18 protein-coding genes and 1 pseudogene are annotated in these 14,937 nt (G+C 67.4%); 11 read left to right on the top strand and 8 right to left on the bottom strand.

Going from position 1 to position 14,937, the window contains the following annotated elements:
• From LJ725_RS16330 to LJ725_RS16305, 6 genes and pseudogenes are all read left to right on the top strand, one after another.
• Window positions 1-96 (top strand): annotated as a pseudogene (locus LJ725_RS16330) (IS110 family transposase); the annotation flags it as partial.
• A 46-nt stretch (window positions 97-142) separates the two neighbouring features.
• Entirely contained in the window at window positions 143-1,015 is an 873-nt protein-coding gene (locus LJ725_RS16325; RefSeq protein ID WP_230551702.1) for a branched-chain amino acid ABC transporter permease, read from the top strand.
• The gene (locus LJ725_RS16320) at window positions 1,012-1,974 is read left to right on the top strand and encodes a branched-chain amino acid ABC transporter permease (RefSeq protein ID WP_230551701.1); all 963 of its coding nucleotides are present in this window, start codon (window positions 1,012-1,014) and stop codon (window positions 1,972-1,974) included. Before LJ725_RS16325 ends, LJ725_RS16320 begins: the two co-directional genes overlap by 4 nt.
• Window positions 1,967-2,695, top strand: coding sequence for an ABC transporter ATP-binding protein (locus tag LJ725_RS16315; protein ID WP_230551700.1), 729 nt, complete (start codon window positions 1,967-1,969; stop codon window positions 2,693-2,695). Before LJ725_RS16320 ends, LJ725_RS16315 begins: the two co-directional genes overlap by 8 nt.
• Window positions 2,688-3,389, top strand: coding sequence for an ABC transporter ATP-binding protein (locus LJ725_RS16310; RefSeq protein WP_230551699.1), 702 nt, complete (start codon window positions 2,688-2,690; stop codon window positions 3,387-3,389). Before LJ725_RS16315 ends, LJ725_RS16310 begins: the two co-directional genes overlap by 8 nt.
• Before the next feature lie 245 nt (window positions 3,390-3,634).
• Window positions 3,635-4,408 (top strand): class I SAM-dependent methyltransferase, encoded by a 774-nt coding sequence (locus LJ725_RS16305; protein ID WP_230551698.1) that lies wholly within the window; start codon window positions 3,635-3,637, stop codon window positions 4,406-4,408.
• 240 nt (window positions 4,409-4,648) lie between these two features.
• On the opposite strand, the gene LJ725_RS16300 is transcribed toward LJ725_RS16305, so the two are convergent.
• From LJ725_RS16300 to LJ725_RS16275, 6 genes are all read right to left on the bottom strand, one after another.
• Entirely contained in the window at window positions 4,649-4,930 is a 282-nt protein-coding gene (locus tag LJ725_RS16300; RefSeq protein WP_230551697.1) for a hypothetical protein, read from the bottom strand.
• Between the two features lie 22 nt (window positions 4,931-4,952).
• On the bottom strand, window positions 4,953-6,092 hold the full coding sequence (locus LJ725_RS16295) for a BaiN/RdsA family NAD(P)/FAD-dependent oxidoreductase (protein WP_230551714.1): 1,140 nt from the start codon (window positions 6,090-6,092) through the stop codon (window positions 4,953-4,955).
• Window positions 6,093-6,103: 11 nt separating this feature from the next.
• Entirely contained in the window at window positions 6,104-6,481 is a 378-nt protein-coding gene (gene crcB / locus LJ725_RS16290; protein ID WP_230551696.1) for a fluoride efflux transporter CrcB, read from the bottom strand.
• Window positions 6,478-7,497, bottom strand: a complete 1,020-nt coding sequence (locus tag LJ725_RS16285; protein WP_230551695.1) for a P1 family peptidase — start codon at window positions 7,495-7,497, stop codon at window positions 6,478-6,480. Before LJ725_RS16285 ends, crcB begins: the two co-directional genes overlap by 4 nt.
• A complete protein-coding gene (locus LJ725_RS16280; protein WP_230551694.1) occupies window positions 7,494-8,246 on the bottom strand; it encodes an SDR family NAD(P)-dependent oxidoreductase in 753 nt (250 codons plus the stop codon). Before LJ725_RS16280 ends, LJ725_RS16285 begins: the two co-directional genes overlap by 4 nt.
• 63 nt (window positions 8,247-8,309) lie before the next feature.
• Window positions 8,310-8,741, bottom strand: coding sequence for a CBS domain-containing protein (locus LJ725_RS16275; protein WP_230551693.1), 432 nt, complete (start codon window positions 8,739-8,741; stop codon window positions 8,310-8,312).
• 83 nt (window positions 8,742-8,824) lie between these two features.
• On the opposite strand from LJ725_RS16275, the gene queC reads away from it, so the two are divergent.
• Entirely contained in the window at window positions 8,825-9,538 is a 714-nt protein-coding gene (queC, locus tag LJ725_RS16270; protein WP_230551692.1) for a 7-cyano-7-deazaguanine synthase QueC, read from the top strand.
• Window positions 9,539-9,542: 4 nt separating this feature from the next.
• Here queC and LJ725_RS16265 read toward each other — a convergent pair whose 3' ends face one another.
• Window positions 9,543-10,061, bottom strand: a complete 519-nt coding sequence (locus tag LJ725_RS16265; RefSeq protein WP_230551691.1) for a DUF4142 domain-containing protein — start codon at window positions 10,059-10,061, stop codon at window positions 9,543-9,545.
• Between the two features lie 93 nt (window positions 10,062-10,154).
• Between LJ725_RS16265 and LJ725_RS16260 the strand changes: the two genes are divergently transcribed.
• The 3 genes from LJ725_RS16260 (at window position 10,155) to LJ725_RS16250 (ending at window position 12,103) form a co-directional block, all read left to right on the top strand.
• Window positions 10,155-10,721 (top strand): VUT family protein, encoded by a 567-nt coding sequence (locus tag LJ725_RS16260; RefSeq protein ID WP_230551690.1) that lies wholly within the window; start codon window positions 10,155-10,157, stop codon window positions 10,719-10,721.
• On the top strand, window positions 10,718-11,164 hold the full coding sequence (locus LJ725_RS16255) for a TIGR01244 family sulfur transferase (RefSeq protein WP_230551689.1): 447 nt from the start codon (window positions 10,718-10,720) through the stop codon (window positions 11,162-11,164). Before LJ725_RS16260 ends, LJ725_RS16255 begins: the two co-directional genes overlap by 4 nt.
• Before the next feature lie 108 nt (window positions 11,165-11,272).
• A complete protein-coding gene (locus LJ725_RS16250) occupies window positions 11,273-12,103 on the top strand; it encodes a universal stress protein (RefSeq protein WP_230551688.1) in 831 nt (276 codons plus the stop codon).
• Between the two features lie 95 nt (window positions 12,104-12,198).
• Here the strand turns inward: LJ725_RS16250 and LJ725_RS16245 are convergent, their stop codons facing one another.
• Complete coding sequence (locus tag LJ725_RS16245; RefSeq protein ID WP_230551687.1) at window positions 12,199-13,692, bottom strand: tetratricopeptide repeat protein; 1,494 nt, start codon at window positions 13,690-13,692, stop codon at window positions 12,199-12,201.
• A 117-nt stretch (window positions 13,693-13,809) separates the two neighbouring features.
• On the opposite strand from LJ725_RS16245, the gene LJ725_RS16240 reads away from it, so the two are divergent.
• On the top strand, window positions 13,810-14,934 hold the full coding sequence (locus LJ725_RS16240; protein WP_230551686.1) for an efflux RND transporter periplasmic adaptor subunit: 1,125 nt from the start codon (window positions 13,810-13,812) through the stop codon (window positions 14,932-14,934).
• The last annotated feature ends 3 nt before the right edge of the window (window positions 14,935-14,937 follow it).

The raw sequence follows: 14,937 nt of genomic DNA, 5'->3' as shown, positions 1-14,937 counted from the left end.
AAGCCCGCAAAGGTCGCCATCGTCGCCTGCATGCGCAAGCTCGTGACCATCCTCAACGCAATCCTCAGGGACAAAAAGCCATGGGCAAACGCTTGACCCTCACGACGGTCGCTCAGGATGAGGGGTATGGGACGCTGAAGGCGTGTTCGATCCCGCCTTTCTCTTCGCGGGTATCCTGAACGGCCTTCTGGCCGGCGGCATCTACGTGCTGGTCGCGGTCGGCCTCACGCTGATCTACGGCGTGCTGCACATCATCAATTTCGCCCATGGCAGCCTGTTGATGCTGGCCATGTACGCCGTCTTCTACCTGTGGCGACTGATCGGCATCGACCCCTATGCAGCGCTGCCGGTCGTAACCGCGGGAGCGTTCGGCCTGGGCTTCGTGCTCTACCGTCTGCTGATCGGCCGCTACAGTCACGGCCGCGACGAGAATATCCTGCTGATTACGCTCGGCCTCTCGATCGTGATCGACAATGTCGCGCTGCTGTTCTTCGGCGGCGACACGCAGACCATCGACGTGCCCTATGCCGGCACCTTCGTCGAGATCGGTGCGGCGTTCCTGCCGCTGCCCAAGATCATCTCGTTCGGCGCCTCGCTGGTGATCTGCGCCGCCCTCGGCGTCTACATGGCGCGCAGCGACATGGGCAAGGCGATCCGCGCCGTCGCCAAGGAGCGACAGGGCGCGCGGCTGGTCGGCATCGACGTCGAGAACGTCTTCGCGGTCTCCTACGGCATCGGCATCGCCTGCCTCGGTGCCGCGGCGTGCCTGCTGATGCCGACGTACTACGTGACGCCGTCGTCCGGGCACGCCTTCGTGCTGGTGGCCTTCACCATCGTCGTGCTGGGCGGCATGGGAAGCTTCGCGGGCGCGGCGGTCGGCGGCTTCCTCATCGGCATCACCGAATCGCTGGGCGGACTCTTTCTGGGCGAGCAGCTCGGCCAGATCGGCATCTCGCTCATCTTCATCCTGATCCTGCTGCTGAAGCCCACCGGCCTGTTCGGGAGCAAGGCGTGAACCGGCCTCTCCTCCTGTGCGGCATGGGCCTCACGGCCGCGATCGCCTACCCGCTGCTTGTGCCGAACTATCTCGTCACCATCGGCATGCTGGTCTTCTTCACCGCCTTCATCGGCCAGTCCTGGAACATCGCCGGCGGCTTTGCCGGACAGACCTCGTTCGGCCACGTCGTGTTCTTCGGTACCGGCGCCTACACCTCGACAATCCTGCAGGTGACCTACGGCTGGAACCCATGGCTCGCCTGGCCGATCGCCATGGCGGCAGGCGGAGCGGTTGGCTGGGTGATCGCCGTGCTGTCCTTCCGGGCCGGGCTGCGGGGCTCCTATTTCGCGCTGATCACGCTGGCCTTCGCCGAGGTCTTCCGCATCCTCGCCAACTCCGTGCCCTTCACCAAGGGCGGCCTCGGCATGCTGATCAAGGCCGATCCGCGGCCGATCAACTTCCAGTTCAAGGACCCGATCTGGGTCTACTACCTCGCCCTGCTGCTCTGCATCGTGTCGCTGCTGATCGCCTGGCAGCTCACGCGCAGCCGCTTCGGCGCGCGGCTGGTGGCGATCCGCGAGAACGAGGACGCGGCGCGGGCGCTGGGCATCGACGTCTTCGCCGAGAAGGTGAAGGTGCTCACCCTGTCGGGCGCGATGTGCGCGGCCGGCGGGACCTTTTATGCGCAGAAATACCTCTACATCGATCCCGGCATCGCCTTCGGCGTCGACAAGTCGGTCGAGATGCTGCTGGTCAGCATGGTCGGCGGCGCGGGCACGATCTTCGGGCCGCTGATCGGGTCCTTCACGCTGATGGGCATCAACGAGGTGACGCGGTGGCTCGCCAGCGTCGTACCGGCCCTCAAGAACGTCCAGCCGCTCAGCCTCGTCGTCTACGGCATCATGCTGATCCTGATCGTGGCGCGCCTGCCCGATGGGCTGATGAGTCTGTTCCGCCGGAGGCCTCGCCATGCTTGAGGTGCGCGAGGTCTCCAAGAGTTTCGGCGGCCTCAAGGCCGTGGACCGCGCTTCGCTCGACGTGGCGTGCGGCGAGATCGTGGGCCTGATCGGGCCGAACGGCGCCGGCAAGACCACGCTGTTCGCCACCATCGCGGGCTTCCACCGCCCCGATGCCGGCACTGTTTCCTTCGAGGGCAAGCCCGTCACCGGCCTCGCGCCGCACCGGATCTGCGCCGCCGGCATGGTCCGCACCTTCCAGATCACGCAGCCCTTCGCGGGCATCAGCGTGCGCGAGAACATCATGGTCGGCGCCTATCTGCACACGGCCGACCGCCGGCTCGCCGCGCGCGAGGCCGAGGCGGTGGCGGCGCTGGTCGGCATGAAGGACCAGCTCGACCAGCGCGGCGCCGATCTCACGGTCGCCGGCCGCAAGCGGCTCGAACTGGCGCGCGCCCTCGCCACGGGACCGCGGCTGCTCCTGCTCGACGAGGTGATGGCCGGTCTCAATCCGACGGAGATCGTCGAGATCGTGGGCGTCATCCGCAACATCCGAGAAGCAGGCGTCACCATCCTGCTGATCGAGCATGTCATGCAGGCGGTGACCTCGCTCGCCGAGCGCGTCTACGTGCTGAACCAGGGCCGCATGATCGCCGAGGGCACACCGGCTTCCATCGCCGACGACGAACAGGTCATCGAAGCCTATCTCGGCCACGGCGCCGCCAAGGTGCTGCGTGCTTGAGGTCGCGGCCCTGCGCGCAGGCTACGGTCCCATCGAAGTGCTGCGCGGCGTCGACCTCGCCGTGGGCCCCGGCGAGATCGTGGCCCTGCTGGGCAGCAACGGCGCGGGCAAGTCGACGCTCAACAACAATGTCTCCGGGCTCTACCGCCCGTTCGGCGGCTCGATCCGCTTCGAGGGCGAGGAGATCACGGGCGCCTCTTCCATGCACATCGTCAAAGCGGGACTGGTTCAGGTGCCGGAGGGTCGGCGCGTCTTTCCCAACCTGTCGGTGCGCGACAATCTCGAGCTCGGCAGCTATCGCCGCGGCAAGCCCCACCGCGCCGCCAACCTGGAGCGCGTCCTGGAGATCTTCCCGCGCCTGCGCGAGCGGTTGACGCAATCGGCCGGCACGCTGTCGGGCGGCGAGCAGCAGATGCTGGCGATCGGCCGCGGGCTGATGGGCGAGCCGCGTCTGCTGATCCTCGACGAGCCGTCGCTCGGCCTCTCGCCGCTGCTCGTCGAGGAGATGTTCGGCCTGATCGGGCGGCTCAACCGGCAGGGGCTCGCGATCCTGCTGGTCGAGCAGAACGTCGTGCAGTCGCTCGCCCTCGCCCATCGTGCCTATGTGCTGGAGAACGGCCGCATTGCGCTCTCAGGCAGCGCCGCCGACCTCGCCCGCGATCCCGACCTTCGGCGCAGCTATCTCGGGCACTGACTGCCTCGACCCGGATGGCGACAACGCCGCAGCCAAGAAGCTTGCTGTCGATCGCCAAATTGAACATCGCAAGGTCGCGAACTCGGCCTTCGATCTTCGTTTTCGGATCACTACGGACTTGGCCTGCAGTGTCGCCAAATGCGACCTGTAGCGCTTGCCCCGAACCGGACATGGCTTGCGTTGCACGATGCTTTCCCCCATGCCATCGGCCTGCTCCTTGGTTGCTTCGCTGGTGGTTCGTCACAATGCCGAAAATTTCCGAAATTGCTCTCCTCTTTCCCATCGAGTCGCAGAGCAGCATCCGCGACAAGGAGTTCCTTCTTGCTGCGCAGCGGCTGATTGGTGACTTCGCGCCCTGCTACGACTACCTGGAAATTGGGTCGTTTCTCGGCGGCAGCCTGGCGCCCTTTCTCAGGGACCCAGCCTGCACATCGATCCTTTCCATAGACGAGCGCGGCAAGACCCTGCCCGATGAACGCGGCGCTCTGTTCGACTATGCCGGCATCACCACCCAATCGATGCTCGACCGCCTGCACGAGGCGGGACTGGCAACGACGAAGCTGACGACTCACGATGGGCCAATCGACACGCTGCCGTCGTCGGATCGCCGGTTTGATCTCGCTTTCATCGACGGCGAGCATACTGACCAGGCCTGCTTCCGCGATTTCCTGTGGGCCCTGCCGATGATGAAGACAGATTCGGCAGTCCTGTTTCATGACAGTTCGCTGATCTACAAGGCAATCAGGCTGATCGATCTTCTTCTGCGCAAGGATGGCCGGCCTTTCGCGTTTCTGAAGAACCATGGTTCGGAAATGTCGGCAATCTTCCTCGGTGATTTCAGCCGATGCGATCTCGGTCGCTACTTCGAAGCCGGCGAGGATCGCGACGATTTTTTCGCCGCATCGGAGCTTTCCGTGCTGGAACACAATATCCGCAATCGCGTCCGTAGCGGACCCGGCGAAGAGCGTTTGACTTCTGTCACCATTGATCCGCCAAAATCGGAGAAAGCCTACTACTGACGTCCGGGATTTCGGCACGGGCAATCAGCGGCGGCGTGAAGCAGATTCGGACGATCGGCTGCGGGCTGATGGGTGAACCGTGCCTGCTGATCCTCGACGAGCCATCGCGACCTCTCACCGTTCCTCGTCGAGGAGATGTTCACCCCGATCGGGTGCCTCAACCAGCAAGACCTCGCGATCCCACTTGAGAAAGAGTTATCTGGGTCACTGGCGCGAAGCCGATCACACCGCGTAGGCCAATCAACGGCCCAAGACTTGGGAAAAAGCACCGAGAAGAGCGGCGATGAAGCCGCTGATCAGCGCCAAGCGCCAACTCCTCTGCGCACGCAAAACAGTCTCGCGGCCTCGACCGAAATAGTCTTCCGGTTTCGCGCGATAGATCGCGCGGAAGCTCTTGTCAGCCAGGAGGCTGGCCGGTTCCCGACGCGCCGCCCGGATCTCCAGAAGCCCTCGGAGCCAGAAATACAGACAAACAAGGGCGCCGGTCACATAGGCGATCTGCAGTATCGTTCCGAATGACACCAACCGCCTCCCTGCGGGAACCTCACACGGCCTCGCCGGCCACCCAACCCGACGACCAGGCCCATTGGAAATTGTAGCCGCCGAGCCACCCCGTGACGTCGACGGCCTCGCCGATCGCGTAGAGGCCGGGGACCTTCTGCGCTTCCATCGTCTTCGAGGAGAGGCCGTCGGTGTCGATGCCGCCCAGCGTGACCTCGGCCTTCGCGTAGCCCTCGGTGCCGTTCGGCACGAACGTCCAGAGCTTGAGCCGGTGCGTGAGCGCGTCGAGATCGCGGTCGCGCTGGTTGGCCATGATGCCTTCGGGCGCGAGGCTTTGCGCCAGCCGCTGCGGCATGATTTCCGCCAGGATGGTGCGCAGCTCGGCCTTGGGTCGTGTGCGCTTGCGTTCCTTCAGGAACGACGCGGCATCGAGATCGGGCAGAAGGTCGACCACGATCTCCTGACCGGGCTTCCAGTAGGACGAGACTTGAAGGATCGCCGGGCCCGACAGGCCGCGATGGGTGAACAGCAGCGCCTCGCGAAAGCGGGCGCGGCCGCAGCGCGCCTCGACATCGAGCGCCACGCCGCTGATCTCAGGTACGGGCAGCGTAAGCGGCACGAGAGCCGGCCGCGTCTCGGTGACGCGCAGTTTGAAGTGACGCGCCACCTCGTGCGCAAAGCCGGTCGCACCCATCTTCGGGATCGAAAGGCCGCCGGTCGCCAGAACGACAGAGGCAGCGGAAAAATCGCCGTGGTCCGTCGCGACCGTGAAGCGATCGGACTTCTCGACACGCGTGACCTTGTGCGCGACCCGCACGTCGACGCCCACGGCGGCGCATTCGTCGAGCAGCATCGCCACGATCTGTCGCGCCGAGCCGTCGCAGAAGAGCTGGCCGAGCGTCTTCTCGTGCCAGGCGATGCGGTGTTTGTTCACCAGCTCGATGAAGTCGTGCTGGGTGTAACGCGCCAATGCGGATTTGCAGAAGTGCGGATTGGCCGAAAGAAACGCCTCCGGCCGAGCGTCGAGGTTGGTGAAGTTGCAGCGCCCGCCGCCCGAGATCAGGATCTTCTTGCCGACCTTCTCGGCATGGTCGAGCAGCAGGACCTTGCGGCCGCGCTGGCCGGCCCGCATCGCGCACATCAGCCCCGCGGCGCCGCCGCCCAGCACGACGACGTCGAACATCTCGGGCTGGCTCACGCCAGCGCCTTGCCCATGATCCAGAGGGCGGCCGCGAGGCCCGCGATCGCGCCGGCGACCGAGCCGCCGACATAGAGCGCCGCCATCAGATATTCATGCCGCTCCCACAGCAGCACCGCGTCGAGCGAGAAGGCGGAGAAGGTCGTGAAGCCGCCCATGATGCCGGTGGCGAGGAACAGCCGCAGGTGCCCGGCTGCACCGATCCGTTCGGCGAACCAGCCGGTGATCAGGCCCATCACGATCGAGCCCAGGATGTTGATCACCAGCGTGTGCCAGGGGAAGTGCGAGCCCAGCAGCCGCGCCACCCAGATATTCATGCCATGGCGCGCCGCGCCGCCGATGCCGGCACCCACGAAGACGACCAGGTAACTCATCGCCGTCCGCCTCCGAACTTCGTCTTCCAGTCGGGCACCGCGCCGGGAAACGGCAGCGCCGTCGCCTCGTAGACGCCGCGTGCCACCGCGCGCGCGAGGCAGTCGGCGGCCACCGTGCCGAGTTCCGTGAGGATCGGCGGATCGCCGCCGCGGCCCGCCTTGCCGGTCGCCGCGGCGAATACCGTGTCGCCGTCGTTGGGCGCATGAACCGGACGCAGCGACTTCGACAGCCCGTCGTTCGCCATGATGGCGAGCCGCTTGCACTCCGCCTTTGTGAGGGTCGCATCGGTGGCGACCAGCGCAATGGTGGTGGCCGTGACCGGCAGCGGCTGGCCCTTGAAGCGCAGCTTGAGCGCATCGTCGGGCAGCTTCGCAGGCCAGCCCAGGCCGCCGAACTCGTCGCCCTGTTCGTAGGCGCCGGCCCAGAAATGCGGCCCGCTGCCGATCGTGGCCGCGCCGACCGCGTTCACTGCGACAAGCGCGCCTACGGTGAACCCCTGGCTGGTCTTCGCACTGGTCGAACCCAGCCCACCCTTCAGGCCGGCCGTGGTCGCACCGACGCCGGCGCCGGCCGTGCCCAGCGCGAACTCATGCGCGGCCACCAGCGCGGCATCGCGGCCGAGATCCCAGTAGGGCGGCTTGTGCTTCACCGGCTCGCGCATCCAGTCCTTTTCGCCGCCGTTGATCAGGTCGAACAGGATGGCCTGCACCGCGACCGGGATGGCAAGGCCGCCGAAGGTCCGGCCCTGGCCGCGTTGGCACAACACGGCCGACGCGCCGCCGGCGGCATCGAGCCCGTAGACCGAGCCGCCCGACAGGACGACGGCGTCGATTGCCTGGCCGACCATTTCCGGTTCGAGCGAGGTGGCCATGCGATCGCCCGGCGCGCCGCCCAGGGTCGAGAGGCTGGCGATTGCGCCCTGCTCGAAGATCGCGACGGTGGCGCCCGTGGCGGCGCGCATGTCCTGGGCGTTGCCGACCAGCACGCCGGGAACGTCAGTGATCAGGTTCCTCACGTCAGGAACTCGCCGCCGTTCACATGGATCGTCTGGCCGGTGATGAAGGTGCCTTCCGGCCCGACCAGCAGCCGCACCATGGCGGCGATCTCCTCGACCGTGCCGAAGCGCTTCAGCGGAATGGGCCGGTTAACGCGGTAGGGCGGCGCGGCGCCGGCCGAAGCGCCGCGCGTCGTATCGATGGCGCCCGGCGCCAGCGCGTTGCAGGTGATCTTGTGCGGCGCCAGTTCAACCGCCAGTGCCCGCATCAGGCCTTCGAGGCCCGACTTCGAGGCCGATACGTGACAGCGGTTGGGCGTGCCGACATGGGTGGAGATGCCGGACAGCGCCACGAAGGCACCACCACCGCGCGCCACCATCTGCGGCACGATCGCCTTGCCCAGCAGGAAGGCGCCGTCGAGCGCGACCGACATGATCTCGCGCCATTCGTCGAACGACATGTCCAGGAAGGAGGTCTGGCGGCGCAGCCCGGCATTGCTGACCAGGATGTCGACGCCGCCGAACTTCGCCGCCGCCTCGGCCGCGAGGCGCGGCGGCACCGCGGGATCGGACACGTCGCCCATCGCGGCCATCGCCTTGCCGCCGGCCGCCTCGATTTCCGCGACCACCGCGTCGACCGCCGCCTTGTCCGAGCGGCCGTTGACCACGATCGACGCGCCATCGCGCGCCAGGGTGAGCGCGATCGTGCGGCCGATATTCTTGCCCGCGCCCGTCACCAGCGCGACTTTGCCTTGCAGGGGTAATGACATGCGATCTCCGCCCAGGGTCCGGCCGGACCCTAGCGGAGATCGTCCACGAACTTAAGCGTTGCGCTAGCCGGCGACGATGTAGGCGCGCAGCGCCTCGGTTTCATGGCGCGCTTCTTCCAGCCGCGCCTTCACCACGTCGCCGATCGAGATCAGCCCCAGCAGTTCGCCGTGCCGCACCACCGGAAGGTGGCGGAAGCGGCCACGGGTCATGATCTCCATGATCTCGTCGATCGAATCGTCGGGATCGCAGGTCACGACCTCGCGCGTCATGACGGCCTGCGCCTCGAACGCCAGCGCCGCCGCGCCGTGGCCGGCAAAAGCCTGGACGAGATCGCGCTCCGACACGATGCCGGCGACGGCGCTGTCGGCGTCGAGGACCAGCACCGAGCCGATGCGGCGCGTGCTCAGCTGCTGGGCAATCTGGCCGACCGTGGTGCCGGGCGTGACCGTGAAAACAAGACCGCCCTTACGCGACAGGATATCGGAGACGAACATGGGTTCCCCCCTCCGTGGTTGCAGGACTGGTAAACAAGCCAACGCGGTGGCGCGAAGCGAGGTTGCGGGCGATAAAGCCCCTCATGAACGATGCTCGATCAGCCCTCGTCCTCTTCTCCGGCGGTCAGGATTCCACCACGTGTCTGGCCTGGGCGCTAGAACGATTTACGCATGTCGAGACGGTCGCTTTCGACTATCGCCAGCGGCACCGGATCGAACTCGATCAACGGCTGGTGGTTCTGGCCGAAGTCCGGCGCCAGTTTCCCCAATGGGCGGACAGGCTGGGCGAAGACCATTTCATCGACATGGGCGTGCTGGGGCAGATCAGCGACACGTCGCTGACCCGCGACGTCGCCTTCGCGATGGAGAAGGATGGCCTGCCCAACAGCTTCGTGCCCGGCCGCAACCTGCTGTTCTTCACCTTCGCCGCGGCGGTCGCGTGGCGGCGGAACATCCGCAACCTGGTGGGCGGCATGTGCGAGACCGATTTTTCCGGCTATCCCGACTGCCGCGACAATACGATCAAGGCGTTGCAGGTAACGCTCAACCTCGGCATGGACCGCGCATTCGTGCTGCACACACCCCTGATGTGGCTCGACAAGGCCGAGACCTGGGGACTGGCGAACGAGCTGGGCGGACGCGCGCTGGTCGAGCTCATCCTGGAGCACACCCACACCTGCTATGACAGCGTGCGCGGGCGGCCGAACGACTGGGGATACGGCTGCGGCGAATGCCCCGCCTGCGCACTGCGCAAGCGGGGCTTCATTGCCTGGCGCGAGGGAAGATCCTCGCTCTGAGCGGTTAGCGGCCGCCGGCCAGCTGACGGGCGCCGGTGAGGTTCTGCTGGATCTTCGGAAGCTGGCCCTGGGCATAGCGGCGCAGCGCCCCGTTGCCGCCGTCCTGGGAGTAGGCCCCGTACTGTGCGTTGGCATCGATGTGCGCCGCGAGCTGGGCGTTGGCGTAGGCGGTGTCGAATTCGACACCCTCCAGCACGTTCAGCCGCTGCAGCGTCGCTGTCCAGCCCGGCGCGTTGCTCGGATCGGGCGCGTAGGAGACGCCGGCTTCCTGCCGCGACTTGCTGAGAAACTGCGCGGCCTCGGTCTGGTCGGCGACCATGCGGGCCGCGAAGCCGCGGACGTTCTCGTTCCTCGACTTGGCAAGGGCGAGGCGGCCCGAGGCGATCTCGAAGTCGTTGAACTCCTGGGCGAAGCCCACGAAGCGGGCGTCCGGCAGGGCGTTGACGGCGAACGCAGCGGTGGCCGGAAGAACCGACAGGGTGGCAATGCCGAACAGGATTGAGCGGCGGGCGATGGGCTGCATGAAATCTCCTGGATTGTGTGCGCTTAAACGCAACCATCGCGGGCGGGTTCCCCCGGGTTCCAGCCGCGCGGCAGACCTGCTAGGAGCGCGCTCATGATTTCGTCCAAGCGGGCCAAGCTCGAAGGCCTCGCCTACTTCCTCGCGTTCGTCGCCTGCATCCCGCTCGCCAACTGGATGATCGGACATGTCGGCGCCGTCTGCGTGCCGCAGGGTCCCTGCCTGGTGCCGGTGTGGCCGTGGGGTCCCGGCGACAAGCCGCTGATGGCACCGTCGGGCGTGCTGATGATCGGACTGGCGCTGGTGCTGCGCGATCTCGTGCAGCGACGGCTGGGTCGCGGCGTCACGCTGGCCGCCATCGTGGCCGGCGCGGCGCTGTCCGGCGCCGTCGCGCCGCCGCAGCTCCTGATCGCCTCGACCGCCGCTTTCCTGCTTTCCGAGCTCGCCGACTTCGCGGTCTATACGCCGCTGCAGTCGCGCGGGCTGGTGCTGGCCGTCCTCGCCAGCAGCGTCGTCGGGCTGGTGGCCGACAGCATCCTGTTCCTGTGGCTGGCCTTCGGCAGCCTCGACTATGTCGCCGGACAGGTCATGGGTAAGCTCTGGATGGTGCTCCTGGCCCTGCCTCTCATTCATTGGATCCGCAAACGCGAGTTGTCGACATGAGCCTTTCTCTTCTTGCCGTCGACGACCGGGTTTCCGTCTCCGGCCAACTCGACCCGGCCGACATGGCCGAGATTGCCGGCGCGGGCTTCACCGCCGTGGTGAACAACCGGCCCGACGGCGAGGCCTTCTTCGGCCAGCCCAGGACCGCCGAGCTACGCGCCGCCGCCGAGGCAGCCGGACTGCAATTCCTCGACCTGCCGTTCTCGGGCCCGCGTGCGACGCCCGAGCAGGTGCGCGCGCTGGCCGACCTGCTGGCATCCGGCGACGTCCGGGTGGTGGCCTTCTGCAAGAGCGGCATGCGCTCGGCGCTGCTCTGGGGCGCGGCGTCGCTGGCCAACGGCCGCTCGCTCGACGAGGTTCTCCAGGGCGCACGCAGGGCCGGGCAGGAACTGGGCGGCGTTGCCGATCTCATGACCGGCCTCGCACGGGCAGCGCGGGCCTGAGGGCCCGATCGACGCGGCAAAGCCGCCGACCGAAAGACATGGCTTGCACCGGGCGCGCCGCCGCCTCTTAATCGCGCGTCCTGAAAGATCCGTTGGGGGAGTGTCCACATGTTGAAGTCGATCCTGGCCGTGTCCGAAGGCGGCCCCGATGCCGCGATGTCGTTCCGACTGGCCGCGCGCGTCGCCTCGATCTTCGACGCCAGCGTGGACGCGCTGCACCTGCCGGTCGGCCCGGCCGGCGGCGCGGTCGGCGGCCTCGCGATGAGCGGCGAGGCGATGCCACTCATCATGAACCTCGACGACGACCGGCTCGAGGAGCGCAGCAAGGCGTCCGAGAGCGCCTACAAGGAAGTGCTCGCAGGCGTAACGGGCTCAACCTACACCGCCGCCGAGACCGCGACGCTCGACACGCTGGTCGCGATGGGACGCTGCTCGGACCTCCTGGTGCTCGGCCGTCCAGGCTCCGACCCCGAGAACGTCGCGCCCGCCACCGTCGAGGCCGCCATCCACGAATGCGCCCGTGCCGTCATGATCGCGCCGCCCAACGCCGGCAGCGGCGGCTTCGGCTCGATCGTCGTGGCGTGGAACGGCAGCTTCCAGGCTGCCCGCGCCGTCGAATACGCCCTGCCGTTCCTCGCCAAGGCGAGCACCATCACCCTGCTGGTCGTCGGCTCCAAGGCCGACGATGTCGGCGCGTCGTACCTCGCGCGCAATCTCGGCCGTCATGGCATCAAGACGGTGATCGACGCGATCGACCCCGGTGCCGTGTCGGGCCGCGCACGCGGCCGCGCCCTGCTCGACTACACGCACGGCAAGGGCGCCGACCTGCTGGTAATGGGCGCCTACGGTCGCGGCCAGATGATGAGCTTCCTCGGCCTCGGCGGCGCGACCGGCAAGGTCATCTCGTCCTGCCGCGTGCCGCTCTTGATGGCTCATTAGGCCGAGCAAAGCTCGGCCGGCAAGCGCCAGGACATCGCCTTGCGATGTCCGGGAGCGCCGAACAATGAGCGGTCATCATGACCGCTCCACAGTACTCACGGGCAGGCGCCGGCACCCTGGCTCACGACCTGCGGGTCGCTGCAGGCGGTACAGGCGTTGCCGTAGGTCTTGCGCGAGCCGTCGCGCAGCTGGCCGCAGGCGGGGCGATAATCCTTGGTGCACATCTGCGGCCGCGGATCGGCGCACTGTCCGCCGGCGACCGGCATCGATTCCGGTGCGAGTTCCGCCCGCACGAAGCGGAACGCGAACGGCTGGGTGCGGTATTCGCTCAGCGTGCCGAACATCGCGATCTTGGTGCCCACGGAAGGTGGCGGATTCAGCGGACGCGCCGGCGTGACCTCGATGTCCACGAGGTTGCCGGCCTGGGCCTCGTCGGTGATCGCGCCCTCGATGCGCTCGGGCGTGACCGACACCACCTTGAAGGTCATCTTCAGCCGCGAGGCGCCCTGCTTCTCGCCGATCGCTTTCCATACCGCCTCGGCGGCGCGTTTGTTGGCGGGGCTCACGTCGCGATGGCGTAGCACCAGCACCCATTGCGCGGGAGTCAACTTGTTGGGCTCGTTGTCCTCGAGCACCTGCAGCGCCTGCTCAGGCGGCGTCATGGCACGCGGGATCGACTTCTTGAAGTTGGCCGGGGGTGCCGATTCGTTGGCGACGCGCGTCACAATCGCGTCCCATCCCTCCTCGCTGCCGCGATAGACGCGGTAGCGCGAGCGGACATAACGATCGATGTCCTGCGCGGCCGAATCGCTCTTGGCGGCGCGGGCGATGGCGATCGCGCGGGCGCCATACCAGAAGCCCAGCGCATCGACGGGCGAGCCCTCCAGCTGTGCGACCGCGTATTGATAGACATCCTGCAGATTGGTCGGATCGGCAGCGACCGCTTCGCGGTAGTACACCCGCGCCTTGTCGTAGTCCTTCTCCTGCAGTGCGGCGAACCCCAGCACGCCGTTGAAGACACCCGCCAGCTGCTCCTTGACCTTCGCGAACCCGGCATCGTCGAGCAGCGCCGGCTTCTGCCACTTGGGCATCACGGCGAGACCGCGCTGGGACGCCGTCACCGCGCCGGCCAGCGCCGCGGCCTCGCCGCCGGAGGCCTTCAGCCGTCCGACATAGGCGCGGTTGGCGAGCGCGCGCAGATTGTCGGGATCGATCTGGAGCAGGCGAGCCACCAGCACGTCGGCCTTGGCCGGCTGGTTGGCGGCCTGCCAGGCCGAGATCGCCTGCTCGTGCGCCTCGAGGCGCAGGATGCTGCCCGGATACCAGGCGATGAACACTTCCATCGCCTGCGCCTTGCGCGCGGGATCCTTCGTGTTCAGCGCCGCCATGTAGCTGTCGTACTCGGCGGGATTGGCGAAACTGCTGCGCTGGGCCGATCCCGGCGTCTGCACGGGAGCGGCCGGCCCGGAATTCTGGCCGGGATTCTGAACCGGCGGCTGAGCCGGCGCCTGCGTCTGTGCCAAGGCATGCAAGGGCGCGACGGCGCATGCCGCCGCGAATACGAGTGCCAACCATCGCAACGCCTGCATCCTCGACTCCTCTCCGATCAGGCGCGGTCTTGCAAGGCCCAATCGGCCTGAAATGCCGTGACCATCTGGGGGATTTGGGGCAGTGTTCCCGGGCCAGATTTGAGCGGGGAAATGACGATGAGAAACCGGCGTTCGACGGCATCGATGCTCGTCGCTGCGGCGCTTTGGGCCGTCTGCAGCACGGCGCCTGCACGTGCCCAGCAGGGTGGTCCGCCGCCGGCCGTGCTCGTCCAGCCGGCCGAGATGAAGCCGATCGCCGACCAGTCCGAGTTCATCGGCCGCGTCGCCGCCGTCGACAAGGTGGAGTTGCGCGCCCGCGTGAAGGGCTTCCTCGGTCCGCGCAAGTTCGCCGACGGCGACCAGGTCAAGAAGGACCAGGTCCTCTTCACCATCGAGCCGGAGACCTACCAGGCCGCCGTCGACCAGAAGAAGGCCCAGCGCGACGCCGCGCGCGCGGCCCTCGCCAACGCCGAGATGCAGCTGAAGCGCGCCGCCGAGCTGCTGCGCTCCAACACCGGCACCCAGGTCACCTACGACCAGCGCCTGTCCGAGCAGCTCCAGGCCAAGGCGCAGGTCGAGGATGCCGACGCCCAGCTGCGCGACGCCGAGCTCCAGCTCTCCTACACCGAGATCAAGTCGCCCATCGACGGGCGCGTCGGCCGCGCCGCCTTCTCCCCCGGCAACCTCGTCAGCCCCGATTCGGGCGTGCTGGCCACCGTGGTCAGCGAGCATCCGATCCGCGTCCTGTTTCCGGTGACGCAGCGCGAGCTACTCGAGGCCAAGCGGACGTCGGGCACCGACCCGGCCGGCATCGTGGTCCGCCTGCGCCTGGCCGACGGCTCCGTCTACCAGGAGAAAGGCAAGATCGACTTCATCGACGTCACCGTCGACGCCAAGACGGACGGCCAGATCGTGCGCGCCACCTTCGACAACAAGAACGGCGTCCTGACCGACGGCCAGACGGTTCGCGTCATCATCGAGGGCGAGAAGGTCCCGACCTCGGTCGCCGTTCCGCAGGCCGCGATCGCCCAGGACCAGAGCGGCGCCTACCTGTTCGTGGTCAACGACAAGAACGTGGTCGAGCAGAAGCGCGTCCGGACCGGCGTCGCGCGCGACGGCCTCGTCGCCATCACTTCCGGCCTGCAGGCCGGCGAGCGGGTCATCGTGCAGGGCCAGCAGCGCGTGCGGCCCGGCATGACGGTCAATCCCAGCGTGGCACCGCCCGCGGCTTCGAAGAAGTAGCGG

This window comes from Reyranella aquatilis, assembly GCF_020880995.1.
GTDB classification, from domain to species: domain Bacteria; phylum Pseudomonadota; class Alphaproteobacteria; order Reyranellales; family Reyranellaceae; genus Reyranella; species Reyranella aquatilis.
The sequence above is the reverse complement of the archived record's forward strand: the minus strand, read 5'-3'. Positions and strand labels throughout refer to the sequence as shown.

What these genes read in the sequence shown, in the direction of transcription:
- LJ725_RS16315 (WP_230551700.1), top strand. Translation starts at nt 1,967, where the DNA reads ATGCTTGAGGTGCGCGAGGTCTCCAAGAGTTTCGGCGGCCTCAAGGCC.
- LJ725_RS16305 (WP_230551698.1), top strand. Translation starts at nt 3,635, where the DNA reads ATGCCGAAAATTTCCGAAATTGCTCTCCTCTTTCCCATCGAGTCGCAG.
- LJ725_RS16295 (WP_230551714.1), bottom strand. Translation starts at nt 6,092, where the DNA reads ATGTTCGACGTCGTCGTGCTGGGCGGCGGCGCCGCGGGGCTGATGTGC.
- crcB (WP_230551696.1), bottom strand. Translation starts at nt 6,481, where the DNA reads ATGAGTTACCTGGTCGTCTTCGTGGGTGCCGGCATCGGCGGCGCGGCG.
- LJ725_RS16280 (WP_230551694.1), bottom strand. Translation starts at nt 8,246, where the DNA reads ATGTCATTACCCCTGCAAGGCAAAGTCGCGCTGGTGACGGGCGCGGGC.
- LJ725_RS16275 (WP_230551693.1), bottom strand. Translation starts at nt 8,741, where the DNA reads ATGTTCGTCTCCGATATCCTGTCGCGTAAGGGCGGTCTTGTTTTCACG.
- queC (WP_230551692.1), top strand. Translation starts at nt 8,825, where the DNA reads ATGAACGATGCTCGATCAGCCCTCGTCCTCTTCTCCGGCGGTCAGGAT.
- LJ725_RS16265 (WP_230551691.1), bottom strand. Translation starts at nt 10,061, where the DNA reads ATGCAGCCCATCGCCCGCCGCTCAATCCTGTTCGGCATTGCCACCCTG.
- LJ725_RS16260 (WP_230551690.1), top strand. Translation starts at nt 10,155, where the DNA reads ATGATTTCGTCCAAGCGGGCCAAGCTCGAAGGCCTCGCCTACTTCCTC.
- LJ725_RS16255 (WP_230551689.1), top strand. Translation starts at nt 10,718, where the DNA reads ATGAGCCTTTCTCTTCTTGCCGTCGACGACCGGGTTTCCGTCTCCGGC.
- LJ725_RS16250 (WP_230551688.1), top strand. Translation starts at nt 11,273, where the DNA reads ATGTTGAAGTCGATCCTGGCCGTGTCCGAAGGCGGCCCCGATGCCGCG.
- LJ725_RS16245 (WP_230551687.1), bottom strand. Translation starts at nt 13,692, where the DNA reads ATGCAGGCGTTGCGATGGTTGGCACTCGTATTCGCGGCGGCATGCGCC.
- LJ725_RS16240 (WP_230551686.1), top strand. Translation starts at nt 13,810, where the DNA reads ATGAGAAACCGGCGTTCGACGGCATCGATGCTCGTCGCTGCGGCGCTT.